The sequence below is a fragment of the Psychrobacter sp. JB193 genome, from assembly GCF_002285555.1.
In the GTDB taxonomy this organism is placed as follows: domain Bacteria; phylum Pseudomonadota; class Gammaproteobacteria; order Pseudomonadales; family Moraxellaceae; genus Psychrobacter; species Psychrobacter alimentarius.
This window is the reverse complement of the sequence record NZ_NRGY01000002.1, coordinates 1,101,827-1,116,752: the sequence shown is the minus strand read 5'-3', so window position 1 is coordinate 1,116,752 and position 14,926 is coordinate 1,101,827. Positions and strand designations below refer to the sequence as shown.

Annotated in this window: 12 protein-coding genes; 7 read left to right on the top strand and 5 right to left on the bottom strand. The window is 43.4% G+C overall.

Annotated elements, in window-relative coordinates; translation table 11 throughout:
* Positions 1-44: 44 nt before the first annotated feature.
* The 5 genes from greA (at position 45) to CIK80_RS12765 (ending at position 5,901) form a co-directional block, all read left to right on the top strand.
* The gene (gene greA, locus CIK80_RS12785) at positions 45-521 is read left to right on the top strand and encodes a transcription elongation factor GreA (protein WP_057760725.1); all 477 of its coding nucleotides are present in this window, start codon (positions 45-47) and stop codon (positions 519-521) included.
* Positions 522-894: 373 nt separating this feature from the next.
* A complete protein-coding gene (locus CIK80_RS12780) occupies positions 895-1,752 on the top strand; it encodes a hypothetical protein (RefSeq protein WP_095570282.1) in 858 nt (285 codons plus the stop codon).
* 302 nt (positions 1,753-2,054) lie between these two features.
* Positions 2,055-3,323: a putative DNA modification/repair radical SAM protein gene (locus CIK80_RS12775; RefSeq protein ID WP_095570281.1), complete on the top strand. Its 1,269-nt coding sequence runs from the start codon at positions 2,055-2,057 to the stop codon at positions 3,321-3,323.
* Between the two features lie 199 nt (positions 3,324-3,522).
* Positions 3,523-4,395, top strand: coding sequence for a TIGR03915 family putative DNA repair protein (locus CIK80_RS12770; protein ID WP_095570280.1), 873 nt, complete (start codon positions 3,523-3,525; stop codon positions 4,393-4,395).
* 144 nt (positions 4,396-4,539) lie between these two features.
* Positions 4,540-5,901 carry a glycosyltransferase gene (locus CIK80_RS12765; RefSeq protein WP_095570279.1) on the top strand — a complete coding sequence of 454 codons (1,362 nt, stop codon included), beginning with the start codon at positions 4,540-4,542 and terminating at the stop codon, positions 5,899-5,901.
* A gap of 176 nt (positions 5,902-6,077) precedes the next feature.
* On the opposite strand, the gene CIK80_RS12760 is transcribed toward CIK80_RS12765, so the two are convergent.
* The gene (locus CIK80_RS12760) at positions 6,078-6,299 is read right to left on the bottom strand and encodes a hypothetical protein (RefSeq protein WP_062844917.1); all 222 of its coding nucleotides are present in this window, start codon (positions 6,297-6,299) and stop codon (positions 6,078-6,080) included.
* 364 nt (positions 6,300-6,663) lie between these two features.
* On the opposite strand from CIK80_RS12760, the gene CIK80_RS12755 reads away from it, so the two are divergent.
* Positions 6,664-7,883 (top strand): IS3 family transposase gene (locus CIK80_RS12755; protein WP_095570278.1). Its coding sequence is split into 2 segments (ribosomal slippage): positions 6,664-7,012 and positions 7,012-7,883, totalling 1,221 coding nucleotides; the frame shifts between segments, so codons are not numbered across the junction.
* A 97-nt stretch (positions 7,884-7,980) separates the two neighbouring features.
* On the opposite strand, the gene CIK80_RS12750 is transcribed toward CIK80_RS12755, so the two are convergent.
* From CIK80_RS12750 to CIK80_RS12740, 3 genes are all read right to left on the bottom strand, one after another.
* Positions 7,981-9,423 carry an APC family permease gene (locus CIK80_RS12750; protein ID WP_095570277.1) on the bottom strand — a complete coding sequence of 481 codons (1,443 nt, stop codon included), beginning with the start codon at positions 9,421-9,423 and terminating at the stop codon, positions 7,981-7,983.
* A gap of 327 nt (positions 9,424-9,750) precedes the next feature.
* Entirely contained in the window at positions 9,751-11,013 is a 1,263-nt protein-coding gene (gene gabT, locus CIK80_RS12745) for a 4-aminobutyrate--2-oxoglutarate transaminase (protein WP_095570276.1), read from the bottom strand.
* 111 nt (positions 11,014-11,124) lie between these two features.
* Complete coding sequence (locus CIK80_RS12740; RefSeq protein WP_095570275.1) at positions 11,125-12,591, bottom strand: NAD-dependent succinate-semialdehyde dehydrogenase; 1,467 nt, start codon at positions 12,589-12,591, stop codon at positions 11,125-11,127.
* Positions 12,592-12,839: 248 nt separating this feature from the next.
* Here CIK80_RS12740 and CIK80_RS12735 point away from each other — a divergent pair, with 248 nt between their 5' ends.
* On the top strand, positions 12,840-13,610 hold the full coding sequence (locus CIK80_RS12735; RefSeq protein WP_062844921.1) for an IclR family transcriptional regulator: 771 nt from the start codon (positions 12,840-12,842) through the stop codon (positions 13,608-13,610).
* Between the two features lie 79 nt (positions 13,611-13,689).
* Here CIK80_RS12735 and CIK80_RS12730 read toward each other — a convergent pair whose 3' ends face one another.
* Positions 13,690-14,898: a CaiB/BaiF CoA-transferase family protein gene (locus tag CIK80_RS12730; RefSeq protein WP_257011782.1), complete on the bottom strand. Its 1,209-nt coding sequence runs from the start codon at positions 14,896-14,898 to the stop codon at positions 13,690-13,692.
* Positions 14,899-14,926 lie beyond the last annotated feature (28 nt).

Sequence of the window (14,926 nt, the reverse complement as noted above, 5' to 3'; positions counted from 1 at the left end):
TCTCCTTATGAGGTGGTGTGGTGTTATTGGTTTAAGGAAAAAACATGCAACGTTATCCCATGACTCCGCAAGGACATGCGGCTTTAGAAGCCGAATTAAAACAGTTAAAAAGTGTCGACCGTCCACGCATCACAGCTTCCATTGCTGAGGCCCGTGAACACGGCGATTTAAAAGAAAACGCTGAATATCATGCTGCTCGTGAGCAACAAGGCTTTTGTGAAGCACGTATTCGTGATATCGAAGCAAAACTTGGTGGTGCTCAGGTTATCGATCCTTCAACGTTACCAAAAGAAGGTCGTATCGTGTTTGGCGTCAGCGTCGTGATCGAAAACATGGACACTGAAGAAGAAAAACAGTACAAAATCGTTGGTGACGATGAAGCCGACTTCAAAGCTGGCAAAATCTCAGTCAACTCACCAATTGCTCGTGGCCTTATCGGTAAGTTTGAAGGTGATGAAGTACGTATCGAAACCCCTAAAGGTGTGGTTGAATACGAAGTGATGAAAGTCATCTACGATTGATTTTGTGCTTATCGTGCCTTTATAAAAACATGCTTTGATAGAAGCTCTATATTAAAGCGGACGAAACAGCAGCTCATCTAGCTAATAGGCAAATAACATCATTTAGACCGTCATTATTTATAAAATAGCAGTTACACAATGCTGCTTTTCTACTTAATTTGTTTTGGCGCATAATTGCTTGAGTATGGATGTTTATGCCATTTGGTATAACTTCTAATCGAAAATAATGATGGCTTGATAGTTAATATTGACTATCGTCAGTACCGAAACCCTTGTTATTTGGCATACTCTGTTGTGTCATTTAACAAGGGTTTTTCTTGTCTATACATTATTTATTGCTGTTTCATTTACCGTTATTTTAAAGGAGCCTTTTATGAGCATAAATTTTGATACATCATTAACCACAGTGGTCTCGGCCATTATGGCGGGTGCCGTACTGACGGTATCAGTGGCACATGCTGCGCCTGAAATCGCCATTAGCTCGCCTGCTGGTGGTAGTACGACTGTCGTTGAACAATACTCAGACGGTAAGACGGCAACCATCACTGCGACACCAAATGGTATTACCATGCAGGATGGTATGCCTTATGCCGTCACTCAAGTGACAACGGTTCCGCGATATGTTGTCCGTCAAGCTGGCAATAACAGCACGGTTGTGACTCAAGGTAGCACCACGGTTACCAGCGTGCCTGTCAGCAACCAAGTGACCAATACTGTCTCCAACGTGGACGTTATCACTACGCCCGTCAGTACCGTGACACAAGTAACGCCTGTCACAACAGCGACGCAGCTACCCGTGACCAGCCAGATAACCACAACGTCATTAGATGCTCTACAACTTACCCCGACATTTAGTACGCCTGATATCGTTAATGCTCAAACCAAGGTGATGAAGATCCTAAAAAACAGTGCTGGACGTGACGTCGCAGTCCCTGCCAATCACATAGCGCCCGGCGACATTATCGAATACCACACCACTTATACCAATACCACAGCCCAGCCAGTCAACGATATCAATGCGATGGTATCTCTACCAAGCGGCGTGCAACTGGTATCATTGAATAGTTCGATACCAACGCTTGCAACCACAGGCGGCGGTAACTATCAAACCATTCAACAAGTCGGTAACACGACCGTTATTCAAGAAAATTACTCAGGTCTTAAGTGGAACTTAGTGAACCTGAATCCCAATGCTGCTCAAACCGTGGTGATACGCGCCAAAGTTCAGTAAGATCTAATAGATAAATCCAGCTTTGAAATATTAGGCAATGACTCAGTAATACTCGGTATAAAAGGCTTTGTCCGCTAAATGAATAGTTGGCAAAGCCTTTTTTTGTTCTCTGACAATAAGTTTCAATGTTTAATAACGACTGTTTATCATTTGGTAAAGCGCTGCTTTTACTATTTATAAACTGTACTTCAAAAAGCGACACTAAATGTCGTGTTGTTTTTAATCTTTTCCTATAAATACAATAACTTAACGTCAATCTTGTTAAAATAGTCTTTCATGAATTCATCGGTGAATACCTGCTTATGGCAACCATCAATTATGAAAGATTGCAAGGCAAGCTCAATATTTTAGCGGACGCTGCTAAATATGATGTTTCTTGCTCTTCCTCGGCTGGTACGCGAAAAAACCAAGGTGGCGGACTTGGTGATGCCTCAGCAACGGGCATTTGTCACAGCTATACCGAAGATGGTCGCTGCGTCAGTTTGCTAAAGATTCTTTTGACCAATCTTTGTATTTATGATTGTGCTTACTGTACTTCCAGAAAAAGCAATGACACGCCACGTGCCGCTTTTAGTGTGGAAGAAGTGGTTGATTTGACCATGCAATTTTATCGTCGTAATTACATCGAAGGGCTATTTTTAAGCTCAGGTATTTTTAAAAGTGGCGATTATACAATGGAGCGATTGGTTGAAGTTGCCAAGATATTGCGTACCCGCGAGCGTTTTAACGGTTATATTCACTTAAAAACCATTCCGGGTGCGTCAAAAGAGTTGTTGCTAGAGGCAGGACTATACGCCGATCGTCTAAGCGTGAATATTGAAATCCCCACCAAGTCAGGGCTGGCTTTGCTCGCACCAGAAAAATCACATGAGCAATTGAAAGCACCGATGGAGACGGTAAAAGAAGAGATTATTACTATTCGTGAGAGCCGTAAAACGCATAAAAAAGCACCGAAATTTACGCCTGCAGGTCAAACCAGCCAGATGATCGTTGGGGCAAGTAATGAGACAGACTTGCAGGTGATTCAACTATCCAGTCACTTTTACAAAACGTATGATCTAAAGCGTGTCTACTATTCTGGTTACGTACCCATGCTGTCTGATAATCGTCTGCCAGCGATTGGTACGCCCGTGCCAATGGTACGAGAGAACCGTCTCTATCAGGCAGATTGGTTAATGCGTTTCTATGGGTTTGGTGCGCATGAGATTCTAGAACCCGAGTCGCCATTCTTAGATTTGGACTGTGATCCAAAACTGGCTTGGGCAATACGCCATCGTGAGCATTTCCCAGTCAATATTCAAACCGCAACTTATGAGATGATCGTACGAATTCCGGGTATTGGTACTAAGACGGCCAAAAAAATCATCAAGGCACGTAAGTTTAATCAACTGACTTTATATCATTTAAAAAAGATGGGCGCCGCGGTCAATCGTGCCAAATACTTTATTGCCACCACAGGTAAAAACGAGCATTTAGCACATTTGACGCGAGATAACTTTCGTCAATACGTACTGGCACAAACTCAGACCAAGTTTAAAGATCAGCGTAGCGGTCAGCTGGTGTTGTTTTAAAGTTACGTTCAATTTTAAAGCCCATATATGGCCAGCGCTACTGGTAATATTTTTTGTAGCCTCTGTCACGCTATGCGAACAGCAAGCAAGAAAAATATTGCAGTAGCACCTGAGACCATACTCTGTATTTTAAATACGCTATCAAAATGTCTCTTTTAAGATAAGCCACAATATCCCTACCGTCATTTTAGGATAAAAAATGTCGCAACTTACTCTCGATGCCTCTTATCCCATCGGTCAGTTAACGCCCAGTATCGTGCTCTATGAGCCAAGTTTTGAAGGGTGGCTTAGTGCTGTTTTTTATGTCTACGAACACAGATTACAGCACGAGCCAACATTGCAACTGTTCGCTCAAGATGACTATGCGCCTTCCTTGATTGCTCAAGCAGTGAGCGTTCACAAAGATGAAGACAAAGCGGAGCGCGTATTAATAAAGCTAAATAAGCTTTTGGGCCGCTCAGGTATGCGCAATGTCTTATGGGGATTTTTGTCCGAAAAAAACAATATCGGCACAACCTTGTTTCATGTGATTAAATATGCGATCGACTACCCTACTCGTCAAATTATGCAAGATGTAGGCAATTTAGAAGTGCTTGAATTGGTACAGACCGTAAAATCTGTAGGGCGTGAAAAGCATCGTATGGAAGCATTTGTGCGGTTTGAGCACACCACTGATGACATTTACTTTGCGCGTGTCGCACCTGATTTTAATGTCTTGCCTCTGATTGGTGAGCATTTTCGTCAGCGTTACCAAGATCAGCACTGGGCCATTTACGATCTGACACGCGGTTATGGCATTTATTATGACAAAAGTAACAGCACACCCTCCCAGCCTGCAGAACTGCAAACCATCACTGACCTTGATGATGAGGTGCTGCGCAATCCTGCTAGCATTCATAGTGATGATGAGCAGCGTTATCAAAAATTTTGGCAAGGCTACTTTACCAATGTCAATATCAAGGAGCGTAAGAACCCACGGTTGCATAAGCAATATTTACCGCAGCGCTATTGGAAATACTTAAGTGAAAAACAGGTCGTACCCAACGCTGAGCATCTTACAAAAAGCCGTTAGGGGCTTTGAGGATTTTGACTACATTTTTGTTGTCGTTTTTAGCCATTCACCATTTGACCTTATCTTTTATCTTGATGGTTGAGTTTTGACTATTTTTAACTGACAATAGCAGCTTCATATCATTAACCAGTGACCCACGCTATTATGAAGATTATGCGCTTACTGTCGTCTCTCAAACATGATGAATCCGAGCGCGGTATCTTTCATCTTGGGCGCGCATTGGTAAAAAATGGGCACACCTCCATCATTGTCTCAAGCGCAGAGGAAGACAATGATTTGGTCAGACGTCTCAAACGTGATGGCAACCTCTACCATCAGTTGCATATGAATAAAAAATCTTGGTTATCATTACTACAAGTTGCCCCGCTACGACGATTGATTGAAAAGTACAATCCGGATGTCATCCATGTACATTCGCGTACCCCTGCATGGATACTGCACTTGGCTCTGCGCCGTGCTCGCGTCAAGCGTATGCCAAAATTGGTATCGACCATGTATGGCTTCTATCCTATTAATAAGTACTCACAAGCTTTACTGAATGTTGACACGATTATCACGGTCTCTGATAGTGTGACCAATTACTTAAAGAAAGGTTTGCGTCTTGAAGACGCTGACCCTAAAACCATCAAGCGCATTTACCGCGGCGTCGACACGCGCCGCTACCCTTATCGGCACAATCCTTCTGTATACTGGCTCCGACATACCTTTGCTGAATATCCTGAACTTGAGCATAAAAAATGGCTGGTGTTTCCTACTATTATTGGTCATGAATACGGTCAAGAGTGGCTGATTGATATCTTAGGTAATTTACAAGAACAATTTCCCAACATCCACGCCATTATCATGGATGATGACTATAGAGAAAATGATGTCTCCCACCAAGACTTTCGTCAACGTACCAATACGTTAGGTTTGGCTGAACGTATCACATACGTGGGCAGAAAACGCAATGACATGCGCGAATGGCTGTCAGCCGCCAATATTGTAATGGCGCTTGCCAATGAGCCTGAATCAATTGGCATCAATGCTCTACAAGCTATTCATTTAGGTACGCCAGTCATTGGTTGGGATCAAGCAGCCTTCAGTGAAATCTTACAACCGCTTTATCCGCAAGGCTTGGTAAAAAAATACAATGCCAATGCGCTGTGTAAAGCGGTGAGAAACCAGCTAGAGAGCGTGACGCGTCCTGAAATGACCAATAAATTTACCATGCGTGAGATGATTGAAGAGACGCTCGCCGTATATCAAGGGCTTCACGATGCAGCAATAGCGAAAGAACAGGCAGAAATCAATGCCGCTGCGGACCGAAAACTCAAAAGACGCTTAAAGAAGTCCTCTCAGGCTACCCGAGAATCTACGGTCAGCGATGTTTCATTCGATCAACGAGCACTGAATCTCAATCGCAAAAATGCCAATGTGAAACTGCTGCAAGAAACGCCTAAAGTAGCAGAAACCACAAAAGCGATCACAGATGCCGAAACCGTTCAAGAAGATAAGGATTTGTAAATCCGTATCGTCAATGAGCATAGATTTTAGGCGAAAGACTCTTAATCACTCTATATCTATCATAATGCGTGTAGTAAAAATAATCCCCATCTACAAAAACCCATCGTTCCTTCGATGTATTTTTAATGGATGAAATCGAGCATTAAGTGACCTTTATGGATCAGTAGATAATGATGCTACAGTAGCGCAAACCACGCATCATTGACTAGATGATTTTCTAAATCGAAGCGGACATATATCCCTTCGCTGTCTTTTGTTGCATACCAATGCTCATCACCTAAACCAATATTTATTTGGAAAAATTTTTCATTTATAATGTTGCCTACGGTATAGATAGATCCTTCCGAAAAAAAATCGTTACCACTGGTACATTTCAACTGATCTCCACTTTTGATCATATATTTGTCCTCCATGACAATAAGAAAGTAGATAAAGATGAATAATTTGACTTTATAGTTTACAAATGTCAATAAATAAAAAATTGAATTATGTAATTTCTTATAGGTTTGCACTTTGACAAACTGTTTTGGCGATGACAAAGAAGGATATGTATCGCTCAATGAGTTATGACTTCATGTTTTTTAGTTAGGACGAAAAACGCTACCCTTTAAAAATTCCTGTCATGACTCTGATTTACGCTCTTATGCTATCAATCTATTTACATACTTTTTGAAAGCAACAAAAAAGCCTAACGCTTGACGTTAGGCTTTTTTTACGATTGTGTCCCGTCCTGAAATAAGTTTACGAAAAAGGATCTTATTCATGGACAAGTTAGAGACAACAAGGGCTAAGCGTACGCAAAGAGATTACACGCTAGGCTTTAAATTGGCCGTCGTTGACAGTGTAGAAAAAGGCGACATGACCTACAAACAAGCACAAGCGATTTATGGCATACAAGGACGCAGTACCGTATTGGTATGGCTGCGACGTCATGGTAAATTAGACTGGACCCACCCACCTAAGAGTCAGACTATGCCATCTAAAGAAACCCCAGCGCAAACCATCAAACGTCTAGAACGTGAACTGGCTGATGCCAAAGCGCATAACCTTATTTTAAGTAAAGTCGTCGAAGTATTTGAAAACGACTACGGAGCAAATGCTAGAAAAAAGTCTTCTACGGCATCCTCTGGCAGCTTAAAACAGACAAACAAATAAGTTTAGCCCAAGGATGTCGGTTACTTGACGTAAGCCCTCAGGCGGTATATCAACACCGTATCCGGCAGCATGACAAAGCAAGCAGGTTTGCTGTCATCAAAGACTGGGTACAAGCGTATCGAATGCTAATGCCACGCATAGGAGGTCGGAAGTTATATTGGCTGATTAAACCTAAGCTGATAGCGCATGGTATCAAGATTGGCCGTGATGGTTTTTTTGATTATCTAAGAGCACACAGACTACTGGTTAAGCCCAAACGTAGCTATACCAAGACTACCTTTAGCAAGCATTGGATGAAAAAGCATCCCAATCTAACGAAGGATGCACCAGCACCTATTCAGCCTGAGCAGATGTTGGTCGCTGATATCACTCATGTTACCTCTAAGCAAGGAGTGCATTATCTATCGTTAGTAACGGATGCTTATTCAAGACAGATCTTGGGCTATCATTTAAGTGATCATATGCCAGCGACTGAGGTGGTAAAGGCGCTCAAGATGGCAGCTCACAAGCGGCGTTATACGCATAAAGCGATTCATCACTCTGATAGAGGTCTTCAATACTGTGCATCAGAGTATCAAGAGGTGCTTAGAGTAAATAACATCACACCGTCTATGACTGATGGCTATGATTGTTATCAGAATGCTTTAGCTGAGCGGGTTAATGGTATCTTGAAGAATGAGTTCTTGTTGTATGAGTGCAATACGATGGGTGAGCTTAAACAGCTTATCGATGAGTCTGTTTATGTCTATAATAATATCAGACCTCATTTAAGTTTGAATATGAGAACACCTGCTCAGGTTCATGACAGTCATTTATGTCCTACTTAATGCGAAAAAGCCAGATACTCAGGGTATCTGGCTCACTAAAAAATCATCAATCTATTTTAGGACGGGACATTGAACCAATTTATTCAGACAAATAAAATTATTTTTTATATGGATTCTCTTTCAACCATTGCTGATTAGCGATTTTTAGCTCATGCAATTCATGATCCATAATTTCTTTGCTTTTACCAGGATTTTTCATTGAGGCATAACCATACAACGCAACACCTAGAATCGTCCAACCAAGGAAGATCCACCACTCAATAGCGACGAGCGCCGATGGCATACCCGGTAGATAAAGCGCCAGCATACCAAGACTGAGCAGAATGGTAATAATACCAACCAATTTACCTGCTGGTACTTTAAACGGACGTACCATATTAGGCTCACGGTAGCGCAGCACCAAGAACGATAGTGCTACGCAAGTATAAGCGATAACGATACCAAACCCACCGGCATCAACAATCCACACAAGCATTTTTCGACCAAACAATGGTGCTAATGTCGCCAAACCACCAATCAATAAAATCGCATTGACTGGGGTGTTGTACTTAGGATGTAGCTTGCATAAAAACTGCGGCAACATGTGCGTTTTACCCATGGCGTACAATAAGCGACTACCACCGATAAGGAATGCATTCCAGCTTGATAAAATACCTAGTACACCGCCGATAACAAGCAACGTACCTGCCCATTTACCATTCCAAGCATTGGTCATTGCATCAGCTGTAGCCAACGTTGAGTCTTGCGCTTGTAATAATGGTAAAGTTTTACCCACACTCCAAGCAACCGCCACGTACCAAAGTACAGCGATAATGATAGACACAATCAAAAATTTACCGATATTTGGACGTGTTAGGTTGATTTCTTCTGCCGCTTGCGGAATCACGTCAAAACCAACGAATAAAAACGGTACCATTACCATGACGGTCATGATGCCGCCCATACCACCAATAAAGGCTGGGGCTTGTACTGAGTTGGATGTTTCGGGATTGAACAACAGGGCACCAATGAACAGCAATATACCCACGAGGAAAATACCCACGACTGCTAATTTTTGGAACCAAGCACTGACTTCCATACCGCGTATGTTGAGCCATGTGACAATCACTGAACCGATCATCCCGACAGCGACCCACGTGGCATAAACATCCCAGCCAGCGACATTCCAAAGATAACCTTGACTATAATTGGGAACGATATATTCGACAACAGTAGGCAGTGCTACCGCTTCAAAGGCCACAACGGAAAAATAACCAAACAAAATACTCCACGAACAGATAAAGGAGACATTCACCCCCAGTGCCCGATGTGTATATGTGTGCTCACCCCCTGTGATGGGCATAGATGCCGCCAGTTCTGCATACGCCACGCCGATCAAGATAACCACAAGACCACCGATCAAAAAGGCACTGACCGCACCCCATATACCTGCCGAGATAATCCAACCACCCGCCAGTACAACCCAGCCCCAACCGACCATGGCACCAAACGCCAATGCGATGATATCGAACACACCCAACGTTTTCTTTAATTCAGACATAACCTACTCCTTGTCTGTGTGTCATCCGTGTGAACCTATTACAGTTACACTATTTCTGTTTAGTGGGACAGTACCCACCCTATTTACCATATAGATCGTTTGCCTAAAAACCGTCGTTTGCTATTTATTTAACTTTTAAACAGACAGCAAAAACGGCGTCTTGACTTGCAAGGCGCCGTTCAAAGACACACTCTAAATGAGTGACATGAGAGCAACCTTGCTGTTGTATTAACGATAGCCTTGAACGCCTGTTCATCGTTGGCTAAAAGAGATCCATCAAACAGTAAATAACTATAAATGCTCTATACCTATAAAGTAGGTACTTAATTACGCCGTTAAGATGCCTTTGATGATATCCAAACCTTCTTGTAGGACGTCATCTTCAACAGTTAACGGGACCATCACACGAATCGCGTTGCCATACATACCACAAGATGCCAATAGCAAACCTTGTTCAAATGATTTTGCTTTTAGGTTGGCAGTTGCCTCAGTATCAGGTTTGCCTTCACTATCTACTAAGTCAAACGCTAACATAGCGCCTTTGTGACGAATATTACCAATGCTGCTCAGATTGAGACCTTTTAAGAACGACTCAATTTTGTCGCCAATCTCAATACTGCGCGCCAGTAAGTTCTCTTCTTCAATCACTTCTATAACGGCAAGTGCTGCCACACAAGCAAGTGGATTACCAGAGTAAGTGCCACCTAGGCCGCCTACTTGCGGCGCATCCATAATATTTGCACGACCAATGACGGCAGAGATAGGATAACCACCTGCCAAACTCTTGGCACAAGTCATAAGATCAGGCTCGACGCCCAATTGCTCGCTAGCAAACAATGTACCGGTTCTGGCAAAACCACACTGCACTTCATCAAAAATAAGTACGATGCCATGCTCATCACAGATTTCGCGCAATGCCTTGGCAAATGATGGGGTTACTTGATGGAAACCACCTTCGCCTTGAACTGGCTCAACGATCATTGCTGCCACTTCACTAGGATCGATGTCTGCTTGGAAAATCATCTCAAGGCTATGTAATGCTTGTGCCTCTGTGACATTTAACTCTTCAGCAGGGAATAGCGCATGGAATACAGGTCCTGGCATCGGGCCAAAATTCTTTTTGTATGGCAGTACTTTGCCTGTTAGGCTCATGCACATGAGCGTACGACCATGCCAACCACCAACAAAAGAGATGACACCTGGACGACCTGTTTTTGCACGTGCAATCTTGATGCAGTTTTCAACGGCTTCTGCACCCGTCGTCAAAAAGAATGCCTTAGTATCGCCACTGATTGGCGCTTTTTCGCACAATTTTTCAGCCAAATCCACATAGCACTCATAGTTGATCATTTGTGCCGCAGTGTGAGTGAACTTATCCAATTGCTCATGCACACGCTGAGTGATTTTTGGATGGCTATGACCCGTATTAAGAACGGATATACCACCGACGAAGTCGATGTAACGCTTACCTTCTACATCCCAGATTTCTGAGTTTTTTGCTTTTTCTGCAAAAATAGGAAAAGCAACGCCAAGTCCTGTTGGTAAAACTGCTTTGCGACGCTCAAGTAATGATTGATTGGTGGTTGTCATAAAAATATCCTTTTCTTTATCTTTGGTATAAACAATCTCAGTTAGATAAACTAAAACCTGAGGATTCAAGATTGCATAATAAAATGAGTGCTAAAACGTTTGGGCAAATCATTAGCTGACGTCAGAACACCAGTATTTGATAACCACATAGTCTTCAATGCCATACTTTGAGCCTTCACGTCCAAAGCCTGACTGCTTCACGCCACCAAACGGCGCAACTTCTGTAGAGATAAGACCTGTGTTATGACCAACAATGCCATACTCAAGACCTTCAGTCACACGCCATGCACGAGCATAGCCGTTGCTATAGAAGTAAGCGGCCAAGCCATAGATAGTGTCATTGGCTTGACGAATGACTTCTTCTTCATCTTTAAAAGTAAAGATAGTAGCAATAGGGCCAAAGATTTCTTCGTGCGCAATGTCCATCTCGCTTTTAATGTCAGTGATGACTGTAGGATTGTAAGTCAGCTCTGACGCTTCGTTTACGCTACCGCCTGTGACCAACGTCGCGCCTTTATCTAGCGCGTCTTTAAGCAACGCCTGCACCTTATCCAACGCTTTTTTACTGATTAGTGGACCAATATCTACGCCTTCTTCCATGCCGTTGCCAACATTAAGCTCGGCTACTTTTTTGACAAATATGTCTAAGAAAGCGTCTTTGATACTGTCTTGTACATAAACACGATTGGCACAAACACAGGTTTGACCAGCATTGCGATATTTAGAAGCGATCAAACCTTCAGCCGCTTTTTCGAGATCAGCATCATCAAAAACGATAAATGGGGCATTACCGCCAAGCTCTAATGAAAGTTTTTTGATGGTTGGTGCGCACTGAGCCATCAACGTACGACCGACTTCAGTAGACCCTGTAAACGACAGCTTATGAATGCGCGCGTCACCTGTTAAGATATCGCCAATAGTAGAAGATTTACCAGTCACAACTTGAATAACGCCTGCTGGAATACCTGCTTTCTCGGCCAACGCACCTAATGCTAAAGCAGAAAATGGCGTTTCTGTTGCAGGTTTGACGATAATGGTACAACCTGCTGCTAATGCAGGCGCCACTTTACGAGTGATCATCGCGGCTGGAAAGTTCCAAGGCGTAATCGCTGCGCAAACACCAATAGGCTGCTTTAAAATAACATGGCGCAGTTGTGATTTATTGGCAGGAATGACATCGCCATAAATGCGCTTACCTTCTTCTGCAAACCAGCGGATAAAGCTGTTAGCATAGCCAACTTCGCCACGTGATTCGGTTAAAGGCTTGCCTTGTTCGGCAGTCATGATGATTGCCAGATCTTCTTTATTGGCATCAATAAGGTCTGCCCATTTTAATAGTAGCTCTGCACGCTCTTGCGCCGTTTTGGCTGCCCAAACACTCTGCACGTCATGAGCATAGGCAACCGACTCATTAATGTCTTCAGTCGTCAGGCTTGGCACAGTACCAATGACTTCACCATTAAAGGGGTTGGTTACGTCGATGGTGGCCTGGTCGCTCGCGCCATGCCAACTGTCTTTAATGAAACACTGCTGTTTCAATAGTTCTGGGTTTGATAGCTGTAGCGTATGCTGTGACATATAAACGCTCCTTGTAATTGGGAATTGCAGATTTATCAAAATAAAAGCATAACGATAAATAAAAGTTTAGGTATAAAATACGGGTTGATAACACTTTGTATGTTCAATATACTGAACATGAATTCTATATACGAGACATTATTATAGGAATGATAGTCGGTTATTTGCAACCCCTAAAATCATTTCTATGAATATTTCTTTCATTATTTTTCTATCTTATTAATTTTACTCACTTTTATGGGTTATTTATGAGCGTCACTTCCGTTCCTGCATTAGACAAGACTTTCCAAATTTTAGATTTGATTACTGATAGCCTCCAACCTTTAACGGCTGCTCATATCTCTAAAGAATTGGATCTGCCCCGTAGCTCAACGCATAATATTCTGCAGAGCTTACTGGCAAAGCATGTGATCTATAAAGATGCGGAGAACCGTTTTCATCTAGGGTCTTATTTGATGTATTGGGCGGGCAAGTACGAACAGCAGCAAGGCGTCATACAGTTATTTAAAGAGCTTATCGTGCAGTATCCTATTCTGCTACAGCATACCGTGACGTTGTCTAAGCTGGATTTGGGCGAAGTGGTATTTTTGGCGTGCCATGAAGCGCCCGCTCCACTTGGATTTACCTTTCGCGCTGGTGTCCGTGTACCTGCGGTATTTTCTTCAACAGGTAAGGCGATGCTTTCAACACTGTCTATGGAAAACATAAAATCCATGTATGCGACAGGATTTCCCGCGCCTATGACACCGCGCGGTGTGAAAAACTTTACTGATTTGGAAGCGGAGTTAGCTGATATTCAAAACAGCCGAATATCTCTTGATGATGGGCAGCTGCGCGAGGGAATGTATTGTTTAGGCACGTATATTCGTAATGCTTCGGGTAATGTCATTGCCGGTATGGCGGTCAGTTTTTTGCAAGGAGAATATGAGGTCAAACGGGCGGAAGTCAGCGCGGTATTGATTGAGTTGGCAAAACAAATGGAGCAGCGTTTGGGATTTTGCTCTAATGAGGCGAAGTGATGTGATAGCGTCGCTATATGGGTCGTGTCGCTCATGACCCATATAATAAAATCAGAGGTAAATCGGTTTTAAGAATCCATCAGACAATGCCATCTCCTTTTAGCTTGGCTATCATCTCGCTATCATAACCCAAATCTGCAAGTGTGCTATCAGTATGCTCACTGAGACGTGGCGGCGGTATACGATAAGAGACTGGCGATGCGGACAATTTAATGGGACTACCGAGCGCTTTTATCGGGCTGTCAAATGCGGCAAAATCAACAATCATCTCACGTGCTTTTGCTTGCGGCATCGCCAACGCTTCAGCGACATTGTGTATCGCACCGCATGGAACACCTGCTTGATCCAAAACTGCCAACCAGTGTGCTCTTGGTTGCTTGGCAAACCGCTCAGCAAGTGCGTCGCATAATATATCTCGATGCGCCACGCGATCCGGATTGGTCATAAAACGGCTATCCGTGTGCCAGTCAACTGCCAGCACCTCGCAAAGCTTGGTAAACTGACTGTCATTGCCGCAAGCCAAGACAAAGTGCGTTTCATTTTCAGCTGCAAAAACTTGATAAGGAACGATACTCGGATGCTGATTGCCAAGTCTTGGTGGTATCTTGTCCGATGCCAAATGATTCATACCCACGTTAGCCAACATTGCAAGCGCACTGTCTAACAGCGCCACATCAACTTGTTGCCCAAGCCCAGTGTTTTGACGCGCCAATAATGCCGCTTGAATACCAATCGTCAGCTGCAAGCCTGCAAACAAATCAACGACTGCCACACCAACTTTGTGCGGTTCGCCATCACTAGGACCTGTGATACTCATCAGCCCTGACAAACCTTGAATAATATAATCATAGCCAGGTCGCGCTGCATCTGGCCCTGTCTGCCCAAACCCTGTTAAAGAAGCATAGATCAGGCGCGGGTTGTCTTGCTTGAGACTGTCGTAATCCAAGCCGTATTTTTTAAGACCACCCACCTTAAAATTCTCTACCACAATGTCACTCTCAGCGATGAGCTGTTTGATGATGGTTTGCCCTGCTGGCGCAGTGATGTCTACGGTCAGTGATTTTTTATTACGGTTGATGGTAGCGTAATAAGCGGACGTGTTATCGCTGAATGTTGGTGGTGCCCAGTGTCGTGTTTCGTCCCCTATCTTAGGACGCTCAACTTTGATGACGTCTGCGCCTAGATCCGCAAGTATTTGGGTACAAGAAGGGCCCGCCAGTACTCTGGATAAATCGAGCACTTTTATACCATGCAGCGCGCCTTTTGGTACGTCACCGCTTTCACTGATACTTTCATTAATATCTTCATTGATATTG